The sequence below is a fragment of the Haloprofundus halophilus genome, assembly GCF_003439925.1.
GTDB classification, from domain to species: Archaea; Halobacteriota; Halobacteria; order Halobacteriales; family Haloferacaceae; genus Haloprofundus; species Haloprofundus halophilus.
Window position 1 is genome coordinate 1,359,063 of the sequence record NZ_QQRR01000001.1, and the last position, 22,581, is coordinate 1,381,643.

The window sequence follows — 22,581 nt, forward strand, 5'->3', positions numbered from 1 at the left end:
CATGGCTCAGGCACGAGAGGCGAAAGTATACGTCAACGGGAGCCTGGTCGGGACCCACCCGGACCCGAACCAGCTCGCGGAACAGATTCGGGAAGCACGACGACGCGGCGACGTCAGCGAGATGGTCAACGTCTCGGTGAAAGGTCGGACCCGCGAAGTCATCATCAACGCGGACGCGGGCCGTGCCCGCCGTCCGCTCATCGTCGTCGAGGACGGCGAACCGCTGCTCGGCGACGAGGAGATCGAGGCCGTCGAGAGCGGGGAACTGGAGTTCCAGGACCTCGTCGACCGCGGCTACATCGAGTTCATCGACGCCGAGGAGGAAGAGGACATCTTCGTCGGCGTCGACGAGGACGAACTCACCGAGGACCACACGCACCTCGAGATCGACCCACAGCTCATCTTCGGCATCGGTGCCGGGATGATTCCGTATCCGGAACACAACGCCTCGCCCCGCATCACGATGGGCGCGGGGATGATGAAGCAGTCGCTCGGCATCCCGTCGGCGAACTACCGCATCCGCCCGGACACGCGTCAGCACCTGATGCACTACCCGCAGCTGGCGATGGTGAAGACGCAGACGACCGAGCAGATCAACTTCGACGAGCGCCCCGCGGCGCAGAACTTCGTCGTCGCCGTGATGAGCTACGAGGGGTTCAACATCGAGGACGCGCTCGTCATGAACAAGGGGTCGGTCGACCGCGCGCTCGCGCGCTCGCACTTCTTCCGCACCTACGAGGGAGAGGAACGCCGCTACCCCGGCGGTCAGGAGGACCGCTTCGAGATTCCGTCGCAGGACGTGCGCGGTGCGCGCGGGGAAGACGCGTACACGCACCTCGACGAGGACGGCCTCGTCAATCCCGAGACGGTGGTCGACGAGAACTCCGTGCTGCTCGGCAAGACGTCGCCGCCGCGGTTCCTCGAAGAGCCCGACGACATGGGCGGGCTCAGCCCGCAGAAGCGACGCGAGACGAGCGTCACGATGCGCTCGGGCGAAGACGGCGTCGTCGACACGGTGACGCTGATGGAGGGCGAGGACGGCTCGAAGCTCTCGAAGGTCTCCGTCCGCGACGAGCGGATTCCGGAACTCGGCGACAAGTTCGCCTCCCGACACGGACAGAAAGGCGTCGTGGGTCACCTCGCGCCCCAGCAGGACATGCCGTTCACGGCCGACGGCCTCGTCCCCGACCTGGTTCTCAACCCGCACGCGCTCCCGTCGCGGATGACGGTCGGCCACGTGCTGGAGATGCTCGGCGGCAAAGTCGGCGCGCTCGAAGGCCGACGCGTCGACGGGACGGCGTTCCAGGGCGAGAGCGAAGACGAACTCCGCGGCGCGCTCGAAGACCACGGCTTCATGTCCTCCGGTAAGGAGGTCATGTACTCGGGCGTCACCGGCGAGAAGATCGAGGCCCAGATCTTCGTCGGGGTCATCTTCTACCACAAGCTGTACCACATGGTGAGCAACAAACTGCACGCCCGCTCGCGCGGGCCGGTGCAGGTGCTCACCCGCCAACCCACCGAGGGTCGCGCCCGCGAGGGTGGGCTGCGCGTGGGTGAGATGGAGCGCGAAGTGCTCATCGGCCATGGCGCGGCGATGGCGCTGAAGGAACGGCTGCTGGACTCTTCGGACCGCGAGGAGGTGTACATCTCGGCGGACACCGGGATGGTCGCGGTCGAGGACCGCGAACAGCGTCGCATCTACGACCCCGTCACCGGCGACGAGGACAACATCCACCGCGTCGAGGTGAGTTACGCGTTCAAACTCCTGCTCGACGAGATGAAGGCGCTCGGCATTCGACCGAAACTCGAACTGGAGGACGCAGTTTAAATGTCAATGCAAACACCGAAAGAGATCGGCGGCATCCGCTTCGGGCTGATGGACCCGGAGACGTACCGAGACATGTCCGCGACGAAGGTCATCACGGCGGACACTTACGACGACGACGGCTACCCCATCGACATGGGGCTGATGGACCCGCGACTGGGCGTCATCGACCCCGGACTGGAGTGTCGAACCTGCGGTCAGCACTCCGGGTCGTGTAACGGCCACTTCGGCCACATCGAACTGGCCGCGCCCGTCATCCACGTCGGTTTCACGAAGCTCATCCGCCGGCTGCTGCGCTCGACGTGTCGACAGTGCGGTCGTCTCGCGCTGACCGACGAGGAGCAGGCGGAGTTCCGCGCTCGCATGCAGCGCGCTGAGGAACTCAGCGAGGACTGGAGCGACGTGATGAAGGCCGCGGTCCGGCAGGCGCGGAAGGCCAAGCGCTGCCCGCACTGCAACGAACCGCAGCACGACATCAAACACGAGAAGCCGACGACGTACTACGAGGTCCAGGACGTGCTCTCGGGCGAGTACTCCGAACTCATCGCCGAGGCGATGCAGCCCGACGAGGAGGAAGACCGAGAGGGGATGGCTCCGCAGGAGCTCGCGGAGAAGACCGACATCGACCTCCAGCGGGTCAACCAGATTCTCTCCGGGGAGTTCCGCCCCCGCAAGGAGGACCGGAAAGCCATCGAGAAGGCGCTCTCCATCGACCTCACCGTCGAGGACATGAACAAGCTGATGCCCTCGGACATCCGCGACTGGTTCGAGGACATCCCGAACGACGACATGGAGACGCTCGGCATCGACTCCGAGCGCGCGCGCCCAGAGTGGATGATTCTGACCGTGCTGCCGGTGCCGCCGGTGACGGCGCGTCCGTCCATCACGCTCGACAACGGCCAGCGCTCCGAGGACGACCTGACCCACAAGCTGGTCGACATCATCCGCATCAACCAGCGGTTCATGGAGAACCGCGAGGCCGGTGCTCCGCAGCTCATCATCGAGGACCTCTGGGAACTGCTGCAGTACCACGTCACCACGTTCATCGACAACGAGATCTCGGGCACGCCGCCGGCGCGACACCGCTCCGGTCGCCCGCTGAAGACGCTCAGTCAGCGCCTGAAGGGCAAGGAGGGTCGCTTCCGCGGCTCGCTCTCCGGCAAGCGCGTCAACTTCTCGGCGCGTACCGTCATCTCACCGGACCCGACGCTCTCGCTCAACGAGGTCGGCGTCCCCGACCGCGTCGCGTCGGAGATGACGCAGACGATGAACGTCACCGAGCGGAACATCGAGGAGGCCCGGCAGTACGTCCGCAACGGCCCCGAGAACCATCCGGGCGCGAACTACGTCAAGCGCCCCGACGGTCGCCGTCTGAAGGTGACCGAGAAGAACTGCGAGGAACTCGCAGAGAAAGTCGAACTCGGCTGGGAAGTGAACCGGCACCTCATCGACGGCGACATCGTCATCTTCAACCGCCAGCCGTCGCTGCACCGGATGTCCATCATGGCCCACGAGGTGGTCGTGATGCCGTACAAGACGTTCCGGCTCAACACCGTCGTCTGTCCGCCGTACAACGCCGACTTCGACGGCGACGAGATGAACATGCACGCGCTGCAGAACGAGGAGGCCCGCGCGGAGGCGCGCGTCCTCATGCGCGTGCAGGAACAGATTCTCAGCCCGCGCTTCGGCGAGAACATCATCGGCGCGATTCAGGACCACATCTCCGGCACCTACCTGCTGACCCACGAGAATCCGAAGTTCACGGAGACGCAGGCGCTCGACCTGCTGCGCGCGACCCGCGTGGACGAGCTGCCCGAGCCGGACGGCGAGGAGAACGGCGAGTCCTACTGGACGGGCCACTCCATCTTCTCGGAGCTGCTGCCCGACGACCTCTCTCTGGAGTTCAGCAGTTCGACCGGCGACGACGTCGTCATCGAGGACGGTCAGCTCGTCGGCGGCACCATCGACGAGGACGCCGTCGGCGCGTTCGGCGGCGAGATCGTCGACACCATCACCAAAGTGTACTCGGAGACGCGCGCTCGCGTGTTCGTCAACGAGATCTCCGCGCTGGCGATGCGCGCCATCATGCACTTCGGGTTCTCCATCGGTATCGACGACGAGTCGATTCCGGAGGAGGCCGGCGAGCAGGTCGACGAGGCCATCGAGAACGCCTACGAGCGCATCGACGAACTCATCGCCACGTACGACGCGGGCGAACTCGAGTCGCTGCCGGGTCGCACCGTCGACGAGACGCTGGAGATGAAGATCATGCAGACGCTCGGCAAAGCGCGTGACTCCGCCGGTGAGATCGCCGACGACCACTTCGGCGACGACAACCCCGCGGTCATCATGGCGCGTTCGGGCGCGCGTGGGTCGATGCTGAACCTCACGCAGATGGCCGGCTGTGTCGGACAGCAGGCGGTTCGCGGCGAGCGCATCAACCGCGGTTACGAGGACCGCACGCTCAGCCACTACAAGCCGAACGACCTCTCCGCGGAGGCGCACGGCTTCGTGGAGAACTCCTACCGCGGCGGTCTCACGCCGCGCGAGTTCTTCTTCCACGCGATGGGCGGCCGCGAGGGCCTCGTCGACACGGCGGTCCGGACCTCCAAGTCCGGATATCTGCAGCGTCGGCTCATCAACGCGCTCTCCGAACTGGAGACGCAGTACGACGGCACGGTGCGCGACACCTCGGACACCATCGTCCAGTTCGAGTTCGGCGAGGACGGCACCTCGCCGGTGAAGGTGTCCTCCTCGAAGGACAACGACATCGACGTCGAGAGCATCGCCGACCGCGTGATGGACGCGGAGTTCGACGACGAGGCGACCCGTCAGCAGTTCCTCGGCCGCGAGGAGCCGCCGACGAACCTCTCGGAGCACGCCGAGCCGCGTCTCGGCGAGGCGCGCACCCAGGAGGTAGAATCAGATGACTGAGATCACAGACGACATCGAGGCCGTCGTCGAGGACACCGAGCTCCCGCGACGACTCAAAGACCGGGTGTACCGCACTATCGAGAGCCGAGACGACGTGAGCGTCGAGAAAGCCGACGATATCGCCCGCGCCGTCGAGGTCCGGTATCTCGACACCCGCGTCGACCCGCTCGACCCCGTCGGCACCGTCTCCGCGCAGTCCATCGGGGAGCCGGGGACGCAGATGACGATGAACACGTTCCACTACGCGGGCGTCGCCGAGATCGACGTGACGCAGGGGCTGCCGCGGCTCATCGAGCTCGTGGACGCGCGGAAGACGCCGGACACGCCGATGATGACGGTCCACCTCGAAGACGAGTACGCCGAGGACCGCGAGAAGGCCCACGAGGTCGTCTGGAGCATCGAGGCGTCGAAGATCTTGGCGCTCGGCGACGTGTCGACGAACGTCGCCGACATGCTCGTGCAGGTCGACCTCAACGACGAGACGCTGATGGAGCGGTGGCCCCGCGCCTCGAACGTCGACGAGGTCGCCGACGAGATCGCCGACACCATCGAGGACGCCCTCGGCGTGACGACTCGACTGTCGGGGACGGTCATCGAGTTCGGCCCCGACCAGCCGAGTTACCGGAAGCTGCTGCAGTTGGTCGAAGAGCTCCGCGACGTCGTGTTCAAAGGCATCGAGGAGGTCACCCGCGTCGTCATCCGCAAGGAGAAGACCGACGACGGCGAGGAGTTCGTCCTCTACACCGAGGGGTCGGCGTTCGGCGACGTGCTCGCCATCGAGGGCGTCGACGCGTCGCGGACGACGTGTAACAACATCCACGAGATCCACCGCAACCTCGGCGTCGAGGCCGCGCGCGAGGCCATCATCAACGAGACGATGGAGACGCTCGAAGAGCAGGGTCTCGACGACGTGAACGTCCGACACCTGATGCTCGTCGCGGACATCATGACGAATCGCGGGACCATCGAGTCCATCGGCCGTCACGGTATCTCCGGGTCGAAGGAGTCGGTACTCGCCCGCGCGGCGTTCGAGGTGACGGTGAACCACCTGCTCGACGCCGCCATCCACGGCGAAGAGGACGACCTCAACGGCGTCATCGAGAACGTCATCGTCGGCAAGCCGGTCGCCATCGGCACCGGCGACGTCGACCTCCGGATGGGCTCGTTCAGCGCGAACACCGAACAGCCCTCGGACGACTAGCCACCATGCGCGTCACGCTGTCGGACGACGCCCGCCGCTACCTCGGCGCGTTCGACGAGGAAACCGGCGCGAGCGCCACCGACTGCCTCGTCTACGACGACCGAATCGTCGTCCTCGTCGGGGCGGGCGAGATGGGCAAGGCCATCGGTCCCGGCGGGAAGACGGTGAAGCGACTCGAGCGCAAACTCGGTCGAAACGTCGAACTCGTCGAGGACGCCGACACCCCCGAAGCGTTCGTCGCGAGCGCGCTCGCGCCGGCGACGGTCCGGCACGTGACCATCAGCGACCAGAACGACCGCGTCGCCTACGTCGAAGTGGCCGACGGCGACCGCGGCGTCGCTATCGGTAAGCGCGGTCAAAACATCGAGACGGCGCGGACGTTAGCGCGTCGACACTACGACATCGACGACATCCAACTGACGTAATCCGACGGGCCGTAGCCCAATCCTACCGCTCGGCACCGTCGCCGGTGCCCGATTTAGGGATGTGACATGCAGTTATTACAAGCCCTATAACTATCTCACCGAGCGTCGTCTTGCTATCGTATGTCACAGTCCGAGCAACCGGCGTCCGTCTCAGACGGACCACAGTCCGCCGCCGAGCGGCGCACTGCCGACTCCGAGTCCGGCGTCGACTCGGAGTGCCGGCCCTCCGTCTCGATACGATGTCCCTCCTGCGGCGAACGCATCAGTGCGACGTTGGCACTGTCCGGCGGCGAGTCCTCCGACGCGCGAGCGACCGACGACCCCGGTGAGTACGGGAAGCGAAAGCGAGCAGGAGAGGCGACCATCGCCGCCGACGGCGGAGTCGACACCGAGCACCAGCGCACAGCACCCGTCTCCGACCCGGCGCTCGAGGACGAACTCTGCGGAAAATCGGTGCAGTGCACGGACTGCGACGGGGAGTTCGAACTGCTGTTCTACTACTGAGCCTCGCCGAGCATCGGCTCCGAAGGTAGAACTGCCGGGCGACGTGGGCCTCCAGAGAGCTATTGGTCGGGACGCCGTACCGTCGGTATGGGAGACCTCGCAGCGCTGCAGGTCGCGGCTCCGTTCGTGGAACTGCTGGTCGGTGACGGACTGTTCGCCCGGGCGGTGAAACTCGTCGCCGCGTTCGTGCTCGTCTACGGCGCAGGTCGGGGAGTCGTCGAACCGCTGGTGGTGCGGGCGGTCAGGGCGCGAAACGAGAACAACCCGACGGTCGTCGGCGCGGTCGAACTCTACCTCCGCGTCGGTGTCGTCGCCGTCGCGTTCGGCGCGGCGCTGGCGGCGGCCGGGTACACGCGGGTGTTGACGCGTTCGACTATCGCCGTCGCCATCGTCTCGCTGACGGTGGGCGTCGCCGGCCGGGAGGTGCTCGGGACGCTCGTCGGCGGGCTGTTTCTCGTGACCGACCCGAACTTCAACGTCGGCGACTACGTCGCGTGGGGTGACACCGAAGGCATCGTCGAGTCCATCGGCTTTCGAGTGACGCGGGTTCGGACCGTCGACAACGAGATAATCAGCGTCCCGAACACGGAGCTGACGACGAACGTCATCACGAAGCCGTACGGACAGAACCAGTTTCGCATCAACGAGGAGGTGGGCGTCTACTACGAGGAGGGCCTGGAGGAGGCCATCGAGATTCTGCGCGACGAGGCGGTGACCGACCCGGCCATCCTGAACGACCCTCAGCCGAAGATTCGCGTGCGCAGTTTCGAGGGCGACCACATCAGGGTACAGGTGCTGTTCTGGGTTTCGGAACCGACGCGGCGGACAGTGCTCGACACGTTCTCGGACTACGCCCGTCGGGTGCAGGTTCGCTGCGAGGCCACCGACATCACGCTCGGCGCGACCTCCGCGGTGGATATGGGCGGCGGCCTCGCGGTCGAGCGCGCCGACGAGTGAGTACAGGACCGCGGACGACTGCGGTCGACGACGGTCGAGAAACGACAGAACGTTCGTCGGCGGAGACTCGTGATAGCGAAGCGAAATCACCGAGTCTCCGCGCCGCGTTCGACCTGCGGCGCGCTGAGAGCGGTTCGTTCGAATCGGCGAAACGGGCGCAGATTCGAGTAGCGGGGTGAAAGAAGGAATCTGAGACCGTTTCGACGAGTGGAAAAGAGGACGCTTAAGTAGCTCGACTAAGTAGGCACTTCCACTATGGCGAACGGCAAATACGCCGCCCGCAAACTCAAGAAGGACCGTCAGAAGCGGCGATGGTCCGACTCGGAGTACGCGCGGCGCGAACGCGGTCTTCGGAAGAAATCGGACCCGCTCGAGGGTGCGCCGCAGGCGCGGGGCATCGTCCTCGAGAAGGTCGGCATCGAAGCGAAGCAGCCGAACTCGGCGATTCGTAAATGCGTCCGTGTTCAGCTCATCAAGAACGGGAAGCAGGTCACGGCGTTCTGCCCCGGCGACGGTGCCATCTCGTTCATCGACGAACACGACGAGGTGACCATCGCGGGTATCGGTGGCGCGAAGGGTCGCGCCATGGGTGACCTCTCCGGTGTCAACTACAAGGTAGAGAAAGTCAACGGCGTCGCGATGCTCGAACTCGTGCGCGGCAACGCGGAGAAACCGGTGCGCTAAGATGTCGGACGCAGAGAACGAATCCCCCGAACCCGAGGCACCGGCCGACAGCGAGGAAGCGCAGACGAGCGCGCTCCTGTTCGGCGTCTGGGACGTCTCCGAGATCGAGTACACCGACCCCAGCACCCAGCGCTACCTCAACGTGACGCCCATCGCGCACACGATGGGTCGCCACGCTTCCAAGCAGTTCCGCAAGTCCGAGATTTCGGTCGTCGAGCGACTCATCAACCGCTTGATGCAGACCGAGGACAACACGGGCAAGAAGCAGAAGGCGCTCGGCATCGTCCGCGACGCCTTCGAAATCGTCAACGAGCGCAGCGAGGAGAACCCGGTTCAGATTCTCGTCCGCGCCGTCGAGAACGCCGCTCCCCGCGAGGAGACCGTCCGCCTGAAGTACGGTGGTATCTCGGTCCCGAAAGCCGTCGACGTCGCGCCCCAGCGCCGCGTCGACCAGGCGCTGAAGTTCATCGCCGACGGCGTCGCATCGACGAGCTACAAGTCGACGACCTCGGCCTCCGAGGCGCTCGCACAGCAACTTCTCGGCGCGGCGGAGTACGACGTCCAGTCGTACCCCATCAGCCAGAAGGAAGAGCGCGAGCGCGTCGCCGCCGCGGCCCGCTAATCTGCGACATTCTCTTTCGTTTTTTTCGGCGGTGAGCGGTGCGCTTGCTATTCGTTCACGTGGCGACCTCAGTCGGCCGCCTGCGGGCCGCCGCCGCTGCCGACGGCGTACGCGCGGGTCACGTCGACCAGCGCCTTGCGGTAGTCGCTGGCGGTCGTCTCGACGGCGAGCGACCGGAACTGGCGTCTGAACTCGTCGACGCGGACGTTCGGTGCGTCGTCGTCGGCCGCGTGCGCGAGATCGTACAGTCGGTGGTCGTCGTCGACGAGGTCGTGTCGCTCGACGAGCGCGAGCGCGAACGCCGCGTTGACCGCCGTTATCTCGGGGTCGGAGGCGGCGGTGGTTCGGGTCCAGTCGGCGCGCGGTACAGCAGACGGCTGGTCGGCGAGCGCCGCCGCCAACTGCGATTCGAGGAAGTACACCAGTTTCTCCGCCGGGGCGACCGATATCGTGATGTCGTCGGCGTAGATGTCCTTCATGTGATTCGCTATCTGGTAGCAGTGGGCGAGTTTGCGCCGCTCGACGCTCCGGCCCGTCAACGCGAGGTAGAGCGCCTCCTCGGTCGACTGGACGTGGGAGGGGTGTGACTGCTCGTAGCGGGCCATGTGGGAGAACTCGTGGAGCGCGAGTTCGCGCGCCATCGCGCTCGTCGCCGCCTGCTGAGAGATGTTCAACACGTGGTAGTCGCCGGCGGCGTTGCTGTAGTGGCCCGCCCACGTTCGCTCGTCGGGGTCGTCTCTGACGCGTACGTGAACCGGCCACGACAACTCGTACTCCGTCTCTAGTAGGTCTGCCGCGCTGAGAAAGGCGTCCGGGGCGGCAGGTCCCTGCACGCGAATGTCCATGCGTGATTGTGACACGGTCCGTGAGAGTATGACTCTTGTGTCGAGCGTCGTGGCGAACGACCGCCACTCGTTAGCGGGTCGCCGAAGCAACGTTCGGGAACCCCGTTCGGAGTGACGTTCGGTTCGTTTGATAAGTGGTACGTACCCACACGGAGCCGCGTCAGACGGCCGTTTTCGACGGATTCGGCGTCGGCAAAACACTACCCTTTTGACCCTCCTACCGGTAGGGGCACTCATAATGGGCCGACGAAAGAAAATCGTACAGGAATGTGAGAAACTGATGGACAAGCCGGAGCAGATCCGGAACATCGCCATCGCCGCTCACGTCGACCACGGGAAGACGACACTTTCGGACAACCTGCTGGCCGGAGCGGGCATGATCTCCGACGCGACTGCCGGACAGCAGCTCGCGATGGACACCAAAGAGGACGAACAGGAGCGCGGCATCACCATCGACGCCGCGAACGTCTCGATGACCCACGAGTGGGAGGGCGAGAACCACCTCGTCAACCTCATCGACACGCCGGGCCACGTCGACTTCGGCGGCGACGTGACGCGGGCGATGCGCGCCGTCGACGGCGCGCTCGTGGTCGTCGACGCCGTCGAGGGCGCGATGCCCCAGACGGAGACGGTGCTGCGCCAGGCGCTCCGCGAGGGCGTCAAGCCGGCGCTGTTCATCAACAAGGTCGACCGCCTCATCAACGAGCTCCAGGAGGGGCCCGAGGAGATGCAGGAGCGGCTTCTCGACGTCATCACCGACGTCAACGAGCTCATCCGCGGCATGACCGAGGAGAAAGAGTACGACTGGACCGTCTCCGTCGAAGAGGGGACCGTCGCCTTCGGCTCCGCGCTGTACAAGTGGGGCGTCTCCATCCCGTCGATGCAGGAGACCGGTATCTCCTTCGGCGACATCATCGACATGGAGGAGTCGGGCAACCGCGAGGAGCTCCACGAGCGCACGCCGCTCTCGGACGTCGTCCTCGACATGGTCGCCGAGCACTTCCCGGACCCGCTCGACGCCCAGCCCCGCCGTATCCCGACCATCTGGCGCGGCGACGCCGAGTCGGAACTCGCAGAGCAGATGCGTCTCGTCGACGACGAGGGCGAAGTCGTCTTCATGTCGACGGACATCTCGATGGACCCCCACGCGGGCGAAATCGCCACCGGACGCCTGTTCTCCGGCACGCTGGAGAAGGGCCAGGAGCTGTACGTCTCCGGCACCGCGGGCAAGAACCGCGTCCAGTCCGTCGGTATCTTCATGGGTGACTCCCGCGAGGAAGTGAGCCGCGTTCCCGCCGGCAACATCGCCGCCGTCACCGGCCTCCGCGACGCCATCGCCGGTTCTACCGTTTCGAGCGTCGAGATGACGCCGTTCGAGTCCATCGAACACATCTCCGAGCCGGTCATCACCAAGTCCGTCGAGGCGATGAACATGGACGACCTGCCGAAGCTCATCCAGACGCTCCAGCAGGTCGCGAAGGAGGACCCGACCATCCGCGTCGAAATCAACGAGGACACCGGCGAGCACCTCATCAGCGGACAGGGTGAGCTCCACCTCGAAGTCATCACCCAGCGCATCCGCGACAACCAAGGCATCCCGGTCCACACCGGCGAGCCCATCGTCGTCTACCGCGAGGCCCCGCAGCAGCAGTCCCGCGAGGTCGAGGGTGTCTCCCCGAACCGCCACAACAAGTTCTACATCACCGCAGAGCCGATGTCGCAGGACATCGTCGACGCCATCAAGCTCGGCGAGGTGGCGATGGACATGCCCGAACTGGAGCGCCGCGAAGCGCTGCAGGAAGCCGGCATGGACAAGGACACCTCGCAGAACGTCGAACACATCTTCGGCACGAACATCCTCATCGACGACACGAAGGGTATCCAGCACCTCAACGAGACGATGGAGCTCGTCATCGAGGGTCTCGAAGAGGCGCTCGACGACGGTCCGCTCGCCGCAGAGCCGGTGCAGGGGACGCTGCTCCGACTGCACGACGCCCGCCTCCACGAGGACACCATCCACCGCGGTCCCGCACAGGTCATCCCTGCGGTCCGCGAGGCGGTCCACCGCTCGCTCATCGACGCGCAGATCAAACTGCTCGAACCCATCCAGAACGTCCGCATCGACGTCGCCTCCGACTACATGGGCTCGGCCTCCGGCGAGATTCAGGGTCGCCGCGGCCGCGTCGACGACATGTATCAAGAAGGCGACCTCATGGTCATCGAGGGTATCGCACCCGTCGAAGAGATGATCGGCTTCTCCTCGGACATCCGCTCTGCGACCGAGGGCCGCGCCTCCTGGAACACGGAGAACGCCGGCTTCCGCGTGCTCTCCGACAGCCTCCAGCGCGAGAAGATCATGGAGATCCGCGAGCGCAAGGGCATGAAGCTCGAACTCTCGCCGGCTATCGACTACATCTAACTACGGGCCTCCGCGCTCGTTTTCCCTTCTTTCGCGGCTCCGAGCGTCTGCCACTCGGAGTGTCAGTCGCTCGTTCGTGCTTTTTCAGTGTGACGACCCTCGGACAGAATTGCGAGTGACGAAGAGTTATAACCCACGTAGCGTCAGAGGCGTAGTATGCGGATTGGCGCACACCAGCCGCGGCGTACCGACACGGAGCCACAAAGCGACCGCTCCCTGTCGACAACAGGCGGGTGGCGCACTTCGGAGGTGAGTCGATGAGTGACGGCGAGACGCCGCAACCGCACACGGTTCGGCTCGAACTCGTCGACGAGCCCGGACAGCTGTTGGCGGCGCTTCGGCCCATCGCCGACAACGGCGGCAACCTCCTCTCGATCTACCACGAGCGCGGCAACCTCACGCCGCGCGGTCACATCCCCGTCGAGGTCGACCTGGAGTGCCCGCCGGACCGCTTCGACACCATCGTCGACGCGCTCCGAGAGAACGGCGTCAACGTGATACAGGCGGGTGCAGAGCGCTACGGCGAGCAGTTGACCGTCCTCCTGATCGGCCACCTCGTCGACACCGACCTCTCGGACACGCTGCGAAGCATCGAGGAGTGTGCGAACGCGGCCCTGGCGGACCTCTCGGTGTCGGCACCCGAAGGTCGAAACGAGGAGTCGAGCGCCCGCCTCAGGCTGGCGACGCAGGCGGGCAAACGCACGGACGTCCTCGCCGTCGTCCGCGAGATAGCCGACCGGAAGAACCTTCGAGTCGTCGAACCGCTCGCGGAGGGGTCGGCGTGAGAGTCGCCGTCGTCGGTGCCGGAGCGGTGGGTCGTTCCGTCGCCGAGTTGGCCGCCGACTACGGCCAGGAGGTGACGGTGCTCGCGGACTCGCGGGGCGCGGTCGTCGACGCCGACGGTATCGACGTCGACGCGGCGCTCGATCGCAAGGAAGAGACCGGAAGCGTCGGCGACACCGCCGTCGGCGACGCGCTCGCGGCGGAGTACGACGTGCTCGTCGAGGCGACGCCGACGACGCTCGGCGACGCCGAACCCGGCTTCTCGCACGTGCGAGCGGCGCTGGAATCGAACCGGCACGTCGTTCTCGCCAACAAGGGACCGGTCGCCGAGCGCTACGAGGCGCTCCGGGCGCTCGAACGCGACAGCGACGGCGACGTGCTGTTCGAGGCCACGGTCGGCGGGGCGATTCCCGTCCTCTCGACCATCGCGGACTTCGGCCCCGACCAGATAACCGCCGCCCGCGGCGTGCTGAACGGGACGGCGAACTTCATCCTCTCGCGGATGACCGCCGAGGGCCTCGACTACGACCACGTGCTCGCGGAGGCCCAGGACCTCGGCGTCGCGGAGGCCGACCCCTCCTTCGACGTGGAGGGGACGGACGCGGCGCTGAAATGCGTCATCCTCGGCAACGTGCTCTACGACGGCGGCTACTCGTTGGCCGACGCCGACGTCGAGGGCATCCGCGACATCCCCGGAAGCGCGCTCGAACTCGCCGCCGAGGACGGCCAGACGATTCGACTCATCGGCGAGGCGACCGCAGACGGGGTTCGCGTCGGTCCGCGACTCGTCCCCGAGAACGGGACGCTCGCGGTGACCGGCACCCAGAACATCGTCCAACTGGGGACGGTTCACGCCGGCCGACTGAACATCAGCGGCCGCGGAGCGGGCGGCCCCGAGACGGCGAGTGCGGTCCTGTCGGACGTCCGTCGCTTGGAGTAACCGTTGTCACCGACTACCGCACGGTAGCCAGTGTCAAACCGCAAGACGGCGTCGGGGTGGGGTGTGCGACGTATCGAAATCGTTTTAGGGTCCTCAACCAAAGGAAACGCCACATAGCGCCTTAGCGCGTGAGCTAAACAATGAGCGAAGACAAACCGCACCAGAACTTGGCCATCATCGGCCACGTCGACCACGGAAAAAGCACGCTCGTGGGCCGACTCCTCTTCGAGACGGGGTCGGTTCCGGAGCACGTTATCGAGCAGCACCGAGAAGAAGCAGAAGAGAAGGGCAAGGGTGGCTTCGAGTTCGCCTACGTGATGGACAACCTCGCAGAGGAGCGAGAGCGTGGTGTCACCATCGACATCGCCCACCAGGAGTTCGACACGGACAAGTACTACTTCACCATCGTCGACTGCCCGGGCCACCGTGACTTCGTCAAGAACATGATCACGGGCGCCTCGCAGGCCGACAACGCGGTTCTCGTCGTCGCCGCCGACGACGGTGTCGCGCCGCAGACCCGCGAGCACGTGTTCCTCGCTCGTACGCTCGGCATCAACGAACTCATCATCGGCGTCAACAAGATGGACGTCGTCGACTACTCGGAGGACTCCTACGAGGAGGTCCGCGAGGAAGTCCAGAACCTGCTCAACCAGGTTCGCTTCAACGCCGACGACGCGACGTTCGTCCCGATCTCGGCGTTCGAGGGCGACAACATCGCAGACCGCAGCGACAACACGTCGTGGTACGACGGTCCGACCCTGCTGGAAGCGCTCAACGACCTTCCGGAAGTCGAGCCGCCGACGGACGCGCCGCTGCGTCTCCCCATCCAGGACGTCTACACCATCTCCGGCATCGGTACGGTCCCGGTCGGCCGCGTCGAGACCGGTATCCTCGAGACGGGCTCGAACGTCTCCTTCCAGCCGTCGGACGTCTCCGGCGAAGTGAAGACGGTCGAGATGCACCACGAGGAAGTCCCGCGCGCAGAACCCGGCGACAACGTCGGCTTCAACGTGCGCGGCGTCGGCAAGGACGACATCCGCCGCGGCGACGTCTGTGGCCCGGCCGACGACCCGCCGAAGGTCGCCGAGACGTTCCAGGCGCAGGTCGTCGTCATGCAGCACCCCTCGGTCATCACGGCGGGCTACACGCCGGTCTTCCACGCCCACACGGCGCAGGTCGCGTGTACCGTCGAGTCCATCGACCAGAAACTCGACCCCGCCTCGGGTGAGGTCGCAGAGGAGAACCCGGACTTCATCAAGTCCGGCGACGCCGCCATCGTGACGATCCGACCACAGAAGCCGCTCAGCATCGAGCCGTCCGGCGAGATTCCGGAACTCGGTTCCTTCGCCATCCGCGACATGGGTCAGACCATCGCGGCCGGCAAGGTGCTCGAGGTCAACGAGCGATAAATGCAGCAAGCACGCGTTCGCCTCGCCGGCACGAGCCCCGAGGACCTCGACGACATCTGTGACGACGTCCGCGAAATCGCGAGCAAGACGGGCGTCAGCCTCAGCGGTCCGATTCCGCTGCCGACGAAGACGCTCGAGATTCCGTGTCGGAAGTCGCCTGACGGAGAAGGCACCGCGACGTGGGAGCACTGGGAGATGCGAGTTCACAAGCGTCTCATCGACATCGACGCGGACGAACGCGCGCTTCGCCAGCTCATGCGCATTCAAGTGCCAAACGACGTCAGTATCGAGATCGTTCTCGAAGACTGACTGACGCTAAGGCCCGTCGGAGTCCGACGGTGTCTCAACCACCCCTTTCTACGATTTTTCGGTCCCGTAGCCGCAGGTACGCTTTTGCGGCCGCAGACCGTTGTTCCGGTATGGTCTCCCGGCCGAACAGTCCCACGCTGGACACGCTCGCCGTCTTCGGCGTCGTCTTCCTCGTCCAGAGCGTCCTCGGCCTGTTCGGGAGCGCCGTCGGGCTGTTCGCGCTCGCCCCGCCGGTCGACGTCCGCCCGTGGACGCTCGTCACGAGCGTGTACGCCCACGCGGGTCTCGGTCACCTGCTCAGCAACGCCGTCGCCCTCGTCGTCGTCGGGTTCTTCGTCGAACAGGGGACGACGCGGTGGCGGTACCACGCGTTCTTCCTCTCGACCGGCGTGCTCGCCGGACTCGCCGAGATCGGCTTCGACTCCGTGTTCGGTCGCGCCGTCGGCGTCGTCGGCGCGAGCGGCGCGATCTTCGCGCTCGCCGGGTACCTGCTGGCGGCGAACCCGGTGACCGACACCGTCCTCGGCCGCTTGAACCTCGACGGACGGACGCAGGTCGCGGTGCTCGTCGTCGCTGCGGTGCTCGTCGCGGCGCTCGGTGCGGGACCGAACGTCGCCATCGTCGCCCACGGGACGGGGTTCGTCCTCGGGCTCGTCGCCGGGCGGATGCGGCTGCTCAGCGTGTGACTGGCTCGCGGTGGCGGCCGAAAACAGAAGCTACAAGTACGGCCCACGGGTTAGTTGGAGTGCAGACGAGGGCTCGTAGATCAGTGGCAGATCGCTTCCTTCGCAAGGAAGAGGCCCGGGGTTCAAATCCCCGCGAGTCCATTTCTTTCGGTCGCTTCGCTCCCTCAGTCAATGGACTCGCGAGGTCACACTCACTCGCTACGCTCGTTCGCGTGACCCCCGCGAGTCCAGCATCTTCGGTTGGTTCTCTCGCTCACTCCGATGTTTCGAGCGCGTCGACGAGCAGGCGGATGTCGGACACCGCCGACTCGACCAGTTTCGCGCCCTTCTCTCGCGTCGCGACGGTCGGGTCGCCGATGTTGCCGGTCGGCGTCAACGCCTCCATGTCGGCCGCGCTGAGCGCCCAGCCGACCTTGTTCTCGCCGAGCGCGTCGTAGTCGGTGAGCGGCAGCGACTCTTCGGGCGGCGGCACGTCTGTCGCGCGGTCCATCTCCACGAGGTCGGGGAACAGTTCGAGCATGATGCTCGTCTCGAACTCCGAGGCGTGAAACGACACGTCCCCGGTGCGAATCTCCGCGGCGACGTCGGCGAACAGTTCGACCAGCGGGACGTGGAACGCTTCGATGCCGAGTTCGTTTCGCAGCCGGCGGACGACGATTTCGAGTTCGGGGTCCTGCGCGAGGTAGTGGCCGTTGAGAAGCAGGATGTGCTCGATTCCCCACTCGGTCGCGGACTCGCAGATGTCGAAGACGTATCGCTGAAACGTCTCCGTCGAGACGGTGAACGTCCCCGGTTTGAACGTGTGGTGGGGGCTCACGCCGTACCAGAGCGGCGGTGCGAGCAAGGCCGGGCTTTTTGCAGCGACCCGCTCGCCGATCGCCTCGGGCATGTACACGTCCACACCGAGGGGCAAGTGGTGGCCGTGCTGTTCGGTGCTCCCCACCGGGAGCAACAGCGTCCTCGTCTCGGCCAGCGCGTCTTCGAGTTCCTGCCACGTCAGCTCCGCGACGCGGTATCCCGTCGTCTCGGCCGTCCCGGTCATATCTCCCTGTTGTCTCTCGGCAGTGATATAGTGAGTGTCGTCGGCATCGGCCAGTTAGGTCCGGCTCCCGGTCACTCGCGTTCACCACGACGAAGTCACGCGAACGAGCAGACCGTCACTCCTCCCAGTCGATGAGCGGCGCGCGCTCCGACTCGTGGAGGACGAACGGACCGATAGCGCCCGTCTGCTTCGCGATGGAGGCCGTCCGGAGGACGTACGCCGTGAAGACGAAAAAGGGGACCAGCGCGAGCGTGATTCCGAGGTTGATGAGCCAGACCGAGAGCGGGATACCGAGCAGCGACCCGGAGACGACGCCGGGTTTGAGATAGAGCGCGGCGACGACGGTGACGACGAGCGCGGGGATGCCGGTGAACAGAATCCGCCGCGAGAGGTTGACCAGTTCCCACTGGAGGTAGTGGGCCTTGAAGAACTCCTCGGCCGGACCGAACAGCTCCAGAACGTCGACCACGTCGTCGAACGCGTCTCTCTCGTCCTCGCTCAGATTCTCTCTGTGTTCCCAGTACACTCGGCGGAGCACGTATATCTTCCACGAGTAGTTGTAGCCGAGCGCCGCCCGCGTGACCGTAAACTCGCCGAACTGCGCGTTCGCCAACTCCTCGGAGACTCGCTCGGCGCTGCTCTCGATTCGGTCGACGAACTGGTCGACCCGCCTTCGGAGGGTCCGGTCGGAATTGTCCTCGACGGCTTCCCGAAGCGCCCTCGTCCTTTCGAGGCTGGTGTCGACGAGCGTTTCGAGGAATCTGTCGGGTTCGGGCGGGCCGGTCCACCGGAACTCCCGCTCGGACTCCTTGCGAAACGCCATCGACTTCTCCATTCGCTCGCTCTGGCGACCCAGCGACCCGAACTCCTGGGAGAGTACCAACTGGTTGATAGAGACGACGAGCGTCATCCCGGTGATGAGGACGCCGATGAGCGTCTGGAACAGCGTCTCGACGGTGTCGCCCGTCGTCAGTATCGACCGGAACGGGAGGTCGAGCGTCCCGAGCGCCGTCAGAAGGACCAGCGTGGCGGACGACAGCATCGCCGTCACCGTCATGCGGTTCGCGTCCAACAGCAGTCGCTCGGCGAGCGAACGATCTCGTCCCTCCGCAGCGTTAGCTTCGGTCCGGCCCATCGTCGAAAACGATACTCGAACGTCCGACGGCGCTTAGCTCCCGCCCAAGAAGCGCATCCCCAGCGCGACGAGGATGGTGAGAATCCCGGCGATGGTCGCAAACGGCGGGATGGGGATGAACAGCAGCACGATACCGACGAGCAACACGATTGTACTGGTTCGCATACCCGACAGAACAACGCCGAGTGAGGTAACTTCTGGGGCAGACGCGGGTCGGAGTCGGCCCCAAGAGTAATCCTGCCCAACGCCGTACGAAGGTGTATGGGGACGATACAGAACGTCGCGCGGAGTATCGACAACGTGACGAACACCGTCTGGGACCGACAGGGGACGCTCATGAAGGCGGTCGTACTCCTGTTGCTCGTCGTCTCGGGTATCGGCATCCCGCTCATCCTCATCGCGCTCATCGCGCGTCTCATCGTCGAGGACAGCGGCGGCAGCGCGAGCACGTACTGAACCGCGTCGTATCCGAACGGGGACTCAGCCGCGCAGCGCCTCGACCGGCGGTTCGTTCGCGGCTTTCCACGCGGGATACAGTCCGCTGACGAGGCTGACGACCACCCCGAAGGCGAACGCGCCGACGAGGTAGAGGCCGTTGCTCGGGTCGAGCGCGACGGCCAGCGTCACGGGCGTGAAGTAGTACAGACCCGCAGTGACGAGTCCGCTGAGTGCCGCGCCGATAGCGCCGCCGACCGTCCCGAGTAGCATCGCCTCGACGACTAACATCCGTAGCACGTCGCCTCGCTGGACGCCGACGGCGCGCAACACCCCGATCTCTCCTCTGCGCTCGGTGGTGCTCATCAGCATCACGTTGAAGATGCTCACGCCGGCGACGACGAGCGAGATACCCGCCAGACCCAACAGAAACGAGTTGAGCAGCGCGAAGAACTCGCCGATCTGGTCGAGGATGGTCGAGAACTCGAACACCGTGACGCGCTCCTCGCGGGCGTTCAACTGCTCGCGGACCGACGTCGCGATCCGGCTCGCGGCCTCCCCCGACTCGGCGCGGACGACGACCTGGTTGTACTCGTCGCTGACGAACTCCTCGGGCGGGAGCACGACGCCGTTGTCCGGCGACACCGGCGAGATGTCCTCTGTCGGGGCGAGCACGGCGACGACGCGGTACTCGTTGCCCTCTATCTCCACCATGCTCCCGACCTGGAGGTCGAGTCTGTCGGCGAGTTCCGCGCCGACGAGAGCGCCCTGTCGGTGTCGGTCGGGTATCGCCCCCTCCGACGCCGAGAACAGCGCCGCCGGCGTCGAGATGCCGTAGAGGGTGGCGAACGACTGTCCGCGGCCGTTCGAGACGACCGCACCGTCGCTGACGAGCGGTACCGCCGTTCCGCGTCCGGCGGTGAGCTGCTGTACCGTCTCCACCTCGCGGGCGTTCAGTGAGGTGACGCCCGCGTCCTGGTTCGGGCTGACGACGACCTGGGTACCTATCGCGCCGAGCTCGTTCGTCGCCGACAGCTGGAGGACGTTTCCGAAGATGCCGAGCGTGGCGATGGCGAGCACGCCGATGACGATGCCCAGCGCCGCGAGCGCCGACCGCAGGCGGTTTCGGTCGAGGTTGCGCCACGCCATCAGCAGCGCCGGGAACCGACGGTCGAGTTTCACGCCCCGCCCTCCGATTCGGCGTCTCGGTTCTCGTCGTCCATCGAGCGGACGTCGACGACGTCGCCCCCCGCGCCCGCCGCGTCTCGCTCCCGAACGACGCCGTCGACGAGACGGACCGTCCGGTCGGCGTACTCCGTCACCTGCGGGTCGTGCGTCACCGCGACGACGCTCACGCCCGCCTCGCAGACGCGTCGGAACTCGTCGAGGATCTGTGCGCCCGTCTCCTGGTCGAGATTGCCCGTCGGTTCGTCGGCCAGCACCACCCGCGGCCGGTTGACGAGCGCGCGGGCGATGGCGACGCGCTGCTTCTGCCCGCCGGAGAGTTCGTTCGGCGTGTGGTCGAGACGGTCGGCGAGGCCGACGCGTCGAAGCAGGTCGCGCGCCCGCTCGGTCGCGTCGGGGTCGTCCTCGAAGATGGTCGGTAACTCGACGTTCTCGGTCGCCGTCAGCGTCGGGATGAGATAGAAGTCTTGGAAGACGAAGCCGATAGCTTCCTTTCGAGCGTTCGTCTGCGCCTCGTCGTCGAGCGTCGTCACGTCTCTTCCCAGGAGGTAACGTTCGCCCGCGGTCGGTTCGTCGAGCAGGCCGAGCATGTTCAAAAGCGTCGACTTGCCGCTGCCGCTCGGGCCGACGATGGCGACGAACTCGCCGGGGGCGACGACGAAGTCGATGCCGGTCGCCGACTCCCCGCTCCCGTCACCGAGCGCTACGACCGTCTCGCCGCCCGTCTCATACACTTTTCTGACTCCGCGGAGTTCGAGCGTCGGACCGTCGTGGGCGGCGACGGCCGCTTCGTCGAGAGCGAACCCCGCCCCGAGAGCCGACGACTGCTCGGTCATCGGCGGCGACGGACGACGACGACCGCCGCGGCCGCCGCGAGGCTCACCCCAGCGAGCGCGAGGAGTGCGCTCGTATCGCCCGGGAGCGACGAGAAGAGGCCGCGCTCGCGCTCCGGCGGCGACAGCGACCGGTCGTACGGCAGTTCGACCGTCTCCGTGTAGCGGACGCCGTTCGTCACGTACGTCACGTCGACGGGGACGACCGTCACGTTCTCTCTGTCGACCTCGGCGGTGAGGTCGAACGGGGCGAACTCGTTGCCGTCGACAGTGCCGACGAAGTAGTCGCGGACGGGGTACGCCGGCGAGACGTGTTCGTCGTCGCCGACCGAGACGGTGACGCCCGTCACGGAGGCCTCGCCGGGGTTGCCCGCGTTGCCGCTGATGCGCAACACGCCGTCGGCTCCCAGAGAGAGGTCGACGTTCGTCAGCGCGACCGACCCGGAAGCGGGGTCGAACGGGAACTCGGTTCGAGCGGTGCCGTCGCGTTCGCCGACGCGGTAGCGCGCCTCGAACGCGACGCTGTCCTGCCGGCCGACGAAACGCAGGTCGACGGTGGTCCGGGCGGACTCGCCGGGCGCGAGCCGCCCGGTAATCGACTGACGCGGGAGTTCGGTGTCGTTGCTCGTCGGGACGACGACGACGTCTCGAAGTGGAGCGTTCCCGAAGTTCGTCACGACGACGTCTATCCGGCCCGGTTGCGCTTCGTCCTCGCCGCTCCCCTGTAGCGCTCCCTCCCCGCCGCCTCCACCGAGCAGGCCGCCGAGCTGTCCCTCGGCACCACCTCCGGCGTCGCCGCTTTGGACCGACTCGACGCGGACGGCCACGTCGTCTTCGAGCGGGGTAACGGCTACCGACTCGCGGTAGCGCGTCGTCGCGTCCTCGCCGTCGGTGGTGTAAGAGACGCGGACCGTCACGCGCTGGTCGCCGGTCTCGCGCGGCAGGAGGACGAACGGCAGTTCTTCGGTCGCTCCGGCGCCGAGCACGGGGACGGTTTGACGGGCGACGACGGCGTCTCCGCCTTGAATCCCTACCGTGACGGTGACGTTTCGCATCGGCGTGGTCGCCGGGTTCGACAGCGTCACCGTCGCACGGTTCTGCGTTTCGGCGACGAATCCCGTCGCGTTGAGTTCGATCTGGGGAGCGGGTCCGGCGACCTGCAGCGGCGGGCCGGCGAGCTGCGACGACGACCCCTCGGACTGTGTGAGCGGCGTCGGCGACGGCGTGGAATCGGTGACGGTGTCGGCGGCGTCCCCCGGCAACGGCGGGGCGGCACCGACAGGGGCCGAGGACACGACGAGGAGGAGACACGCGAGAACTGCGGCGAGTGCCTTCATTACGACAGTGTAGGGCGCGACCGGCAAATAGATTGTCGAGAAAGTGATGGTTCCGAGCGACGACGGAGCTT

22 protein-coding genes and 1 tRNA gene are annotated in these 22,581 nt (G+C 66.1%); 16 read left to right on the forward strand and 7 right to left on the reverse strand.

The window, feature by feature from the left end:
* Position 1: 1 nt before the first annotated feature.
* The 8 genes from rpoB to DV709_RS06825 all read left to right on the forward strand — a co-directional run bounded on the left by rpoB (position 2) and on the right by DV709_RS06825 (position 9,152).
* On the forward strand, positions 2-1,828 hold the full coding sequence (gene rpoB / locus DV709_RS06790) for a DNA-directed RNA polymerase subunit B (RefSeq protein WP_117592900.1): 1,827 nt from the start codon (positions 2-4) through the stop codon (positions 1,826-1,828).
* Positions 1,829-1,834: 6 nt separating this feature from the next.
* Positions 1,835-4,759: a DNA-directed RNA polymerase subunit A' gene (locus DV709_RS06795; protein WP_117592902.1), complete on the forward strand. Its 2,925-nt coding sequence runs from the start codon at positions 1,835-1,837 to the stop codon at positions 4,757-4,759.
* Complete coding sequence (rpoA2, locus tag DV709_RS06800; RefSeq protein WP_117592905.1) at positions 4,752-5,960, forward strand: DNA-directed RNA polymerase subunit A''; 1,209 nt, start codon at positions 4,752-4,754, stop codon at positions 5,958-5,960. The genes DV709_RS06795 and rpoA2 overlap by 8 nt, the downstream gene beginning before the upstream one ends.
* Before the next feature lie 5 nt (positions 5,961-5,965).
* Entirely contained in the window at positions 5,966-6,385 is a 420-nt protein-coding gene (locus DV709_RS06805) for a NusA-like transcription termination signal-binding factor (protein WP_117592907.1), read from the forward strand.
* 120 nt (positions 6,386-6,505) lie between these two features.
* Positions 6,506-6,889, forward strand: coding sequence for a hypothetical protein (locus DV709_RS06810; protein WP_117592909.1), 384 nt, complete (start codon positions 6,506-6,508; stop codon positions 6,887-6,889).
* An 87-nt stretch (positions 6,890-6,976) separates the two neighbouring features.
* Positions 6,977-7,846 (forward strand): mechanosensitive ion channel family protein, encoded by an 870-nt coding sequence (locus DV709_RS06815; protein WP_117592911.1) that lies wholly within the window; start codon positions 6,977-6,979, stop codon positions 7,844-7,846.
* 255 nt (positions 7,847-8,101) lie between these two features.
* Positions 8,102-8,530, forward strand: a complete 429-nt coding sequence (locus DV709_RS06820; RefSeq protein WP_058580647.1) for a 30S ribosomal protein S12 — start codon at positions 8,102-8,104, stop codon at positions 8,528-8,530.
* Between the two features lies 1 nt (position 8,531).
* Positions 8,532-9,152, forward strand: a complete 621-nt coding sequence (locus DV709_RS06825) for a 30S ribosomal protein S7 (RefSeq protein ID WP_117592913.1) — start codon at positions 8,532-8,534, stop codon at positions 9,150-9,152.
* A gap of 68 nt (positions 9,153-9,220) precedes the next feature.
* On the opposite strand, the gene DV709_RS06830 is transcribed toward DV709_RS06825, so the two are convergent.
* Positions 9,221-9,997, reverse strand: coding sequence for a DUF5781 family protein (locus DV709_RS06830; protein WP_117592915.1), 777 nt, complete (start codon positions 9,995-9,997; stop codon positions 9,221-9,223).
* Positions 9,998-10,235: 238 nt separating this feature from the next.
* Here DV709_RS06830 and DV709_RS06835 point away from each other — a divergent pair, with 238 nt between their 5' ends.
* The 7 genes from DV709_RS06835 to DV709_RS06865 all read left to right on the forward strand — a co-directional run bounded on the left by DV709_RS06835 (position 10,236) and on the right by DV709_RS06865 (position 16,684).
* Positions 10,236-12,416 (forward strand): elongation factor EF-2, encoded by a 2,181-nt coding sequence (locus DV709_RS06835; RefSeq protein ID WP_117592917.1) that lies wholly within the window; start codon positions 10,236-10,238, stop codon positions 12,414-12,416.
* A 257-nt stretch (positions 12,417-12,673) separates the two neighbouring features.
* Positions 12,674-13,201: an amino acid-binding protein gene (locus DV709_RS06840; RefSeq protein ID WP_117592919.1), complete on the forward strand. Its 528-nt coding sequence runs from the start codon at positions 12,674-12,676 to the stop codon at positions 13,199-13,201.
* Positions 13,198-14,139: a homoserine dehydrogenase gene (locus tag DV709_RS06845; RefSeq protein WP_117592920.1), complete on the forward strand. Its 942-nt coding sequence runs from the start codon at positions 13,198-13,200 to the stop codon at positions 14,137-14,139. Before DV709_RS06840 ends, DV709_RS06845 begins: the two co-directional genes overlap by 4 nt.
* A 140-nt stretch (positions 14,140-14,279) precedes the next feature.
* Positions 14,280-15,548 (forward strand): translation elongation factor EF-1 subunit alpha, encoded by a 1,269-nt coding sequence (gene tuf, locus DV709_RS06850; RefSeq protein ID WP_117592922.1) that lies wholly within the window; start codon positions 14,280-14,282, stop codon positions 15,546-15,548.
* The gene (rpsJ, locus tag DV709_RS06855; RefSeq protein ID WP_058580640.1) at positions 15,549-15,857 is read left to right on the forward strand and encodes a 30S ribosomal protein S10; all 309 of its coding nucleotides are present in this window, start codon (positions 15,549-15,551) and stop codon (positions 15,855-15,857) included.
* Positions 15,858-15,967: 110 nt separating this feature from the next.
* Positions 15,968-16,543 carry a rhomboid family intramembrane serine protease gene (locus tag DV709_RS06860; protein ID WP_117592924.1) on the forward strand — a complete coding sequence of 192 codons (576 nt, stop codon included), beginning with the start codon at positions 15,968-15,970 and terminating at the stop codon, positions 16,541-16,543.
* 69 nt (positions 16,544-16,612) lie between these two features.
* A tRNA-Ala gene (locus tag DV709_RS06865) sits at positions 16,613-16,684 on the forward strand.
* A 112-nt stretch (positions 16,685-16,796) separates the two neighbouring features.
* Here DV709_RS06865 and DV709_RS06870 read toward each other — a convergent pair.
* The 3 genes from DV709_RS06870 to DV709_RS06880 all read right to left on the reverse strand — a co-directional run bounded on the left by DV709_RS06870 (position 16,797) and on the right by DV709_RS06880 (position 18,885).
* Positions 16,797-17,585 carry a creatininase family protein gene (locus DV709_RS06870; protein ID WP_117592925.1) on the reverse strand — a complete coding sequence of 263 codons (789 nt, stop codon included), beginning with the start codon at positions 17,583-17,585 and terminating at the stop codon, positions 16,797-16,799.
* A gap of 115 nt (positions 17,586-17,700) precedes the next feature.
* Positions 17,701-18,720: a hypothetical protein gene (locus tag DV709_RS06875; protein WP_117592927.1), complete on the reverse strand. Its 1,020-nt coding sequence runs from the start codon at positions 18,718-18,720 to the stop codon at positions 17,701-17,703.
* 33 nt (positions 18,721-18,753) lie between these two features.
* Positions 18,754-18,885: a transporter gene (locus DV709_RS06880; RefSeq protein ID WP_117592929.1), complete on the reverse strand. Its 132-nt coding sequence runs from the start codon at positions 18,883-18,885 to the stop codon at positions 18,754-18,756.
* Positions 18,886-18,981: 96 nt separating this feature from the next.
* On the opposite strand from DV709_RS06880, the gene DV709_RS06885 reads away from it, so the two are divergent.
* Positions 18,982-19,176: a hypothetical protein gene (locus DV709_RS06885; RefSeq protein ID WP_117592931.1), complete on the forward strand. Its 195-nt coding sequence runs from the start codon at positions 18,982-18,984 to the stop codon at positions 19,174-19,176.
* A gap of 24 nt (positions 19,177-19,200) precedes the next feature.
* Here the strand turns inward: DV709_RS06885 and DV709_RS06890 are convergent, their stop codons facing one another.
* From DV709_RS06890 to DV709_RS06900, 3 genes are read right to left on the reverse strand one after another with little or no spacing between them, the layout of a single operon-like run.
* Positions 19,201-20,337 carry an ABC transporter permease gene (locus tag DV709_RS06890; protein ID WP_232819705.1) on the reverse strand — a complete coding sequence of 379 codons (1,137 nt, stop codon included), beginning with the start codon at positions 20,335-20,337 and terminating at the stop codon, positions 19,201-19,203.
* Positions 20,334-21,176 carry an ABC transporter ATP-binding protein gene (locus DV709_RS06895; protein ID WP_117592933.1) on the reverse strand — a complete coding sequence of 281 codons (843 nt, stop codon included), beginning with the start codon at positions 21,174-21,176 and terminating at the stop codon, positions 20,334-20,336. The genes DV709_RS06890 and DV709_RS06895 overlap by 4 nt, the downstream gene beginning before the upstream one ends.
* A complete protein-coding gene (locus DV709_RS06900) occupies positions 21,173-22,510 on the reverse strand; it encodes a hypothetical protein (RefSeq protein WP_117592935.1) in 1,338 nt (445 codons plus the stop codon). The genes DV709_RS06895 and DV709_RS06900 overlap by 4 nt, the downstream gene beginning before the upstream one ends.
* Positions 22,511-22,581 lie beyond the last annotated feature (71 nt).

Bases quoted from the DNA above. Each gene is read 5' to 3' on its own strand.
- DV709_RS06860 (WP_117592924.1), top strand. From the start codon at position 15,968: ATGGTCTCCCGGCCGAACAGTCCCACGCTGGACACGCTCGCCGTCTTC.
- rpoB (WP_117592900.1), top strand. From the start codon at position 2: ATGGCTCAGGCACGAGAGGCGAAAGTATACGTCAACGGGAGCCTGGTC.
- DV709_RS06830 (WP_117592915.1), bottom strand. From the start codon at position 9,997: ATGGACATTCGCGTGCAGGGACCTGCCGCCCCGGACGCCTTTCTCAGC.
- DV709_RS06795 (WP_117592902.1), top strand. From the start codon at position 1,835: ATGCAAACACCGAAAGAGATCGGCGGCATCCGCTTCGGGCTGATGGAC.
- DV709_RS06880 (WP_117592929.1), bottom strand. From the start codon at position 18,885: ATGCGAACCAGTACAATCGTGTTGCTCGTCGGTATCGTGCTGCTGTTC.
- DV709_RS06805 (WP_117592907.1), top strand. From the start codon at position 5,966: ATGCGCGTCACGCTGTCGGACGACGCCCGCCGCTACCTCGGCGCGTTC.
- DV709_RS06900 (WP_117592935.1), bottom strand. From the start codon at position 22,510: ATGAAGGCACTCGCCGCAGTTCTCGCGTGTCTCCTCCTCGTCGTGTCC.
- DV709_RS06815 (WP_117592911.1), top strand. From the start codon at position 6,977: ATGGGAGACCTCGCAGCGCTGCAGGTCGCGGCTCCGTTCGTGGAACTG.
- DV709_RS06835 (WP_117592917.1), top strand. From the start codon at position 10,236: ATGGGCCGACGAAAGAAAATCGTACAGGAATGTGAGAAACTGATGGAC.
- tuf (WP_117592922.1), top strand. From the start codon at position 14,280: ATGAGCGAAGACAAACCGCACCAGAACTTGGCCATCATCGGCCACGTC.
- DV709_RS06820 (WP_058580647.1), top strand. From the start codon at position 8,102: ATGGCGAACGGCAAATACGCCGCCCGCAAACTCAAGAAGGACCGTCAG.
- DV709_RS06875 (WP_117592927.1), bottom strand. From the start codon at position 18,720: ATGGGCCGGACCGAAGCTAACGCTGCGGAGGGACGAGATCGTTCGCTC.
- DV709_RS06870 (WP_117592925.1), bottom strand. From the start codon at position 17,585: ATGACCGGGACGGCCGAGACGACGGGATACCGCGTCGCGGAGCTGACG.
- DV709_RS06810 (WP_117592909.1), top strand. From the start codon at position 6,506: ATGTCACAGTCCGAGCAACCGGCGTCCGTCTCAGACGGACCACAGTCC.
- rpsJ (WP_058580640.1), top strand. From the start codon at position 15,549: ATGCAGCAAGCACGCGTTCGCCTCGCCGGCACGAGCCCCGAGGACCTC.
- DV709_RS06885 (WP_117592931.1), top strand. From the start codon at position 18,982: ATGGGGACGATACAGAACGTCGCGCGGAGTATCGACAACGTGACGAAC.
- DV709_RS06840 (WP_117592919.1), top strand. From the start codon at position 12,674: ATGAGTGACGGCGAGACGCCGCAACCGCACACGGTTCGGCTCGAACTC.
- DV709_RS06895 (WP_117592933.1), bottom strand. From the start codon at position 21,176: ATGACCGAGCAGTCGTCGGCTCTCGGGGCGGGGTTCGCTCTCGACGAA.
- DV709_RS06825 (WP_117592913.1), top strand. From the start codon at position 8,532: ATGTCGGACGCAGAGAACGAATCCCCCGAACCCGAGGCACCGGCCGAC.
- rpoA2 (WP_117592905.1), top strand. From the start codon at position 4,752: ATGACTGAGATCACAGACGACATCGAGGCCGTCGTCGAGGACACCGAG.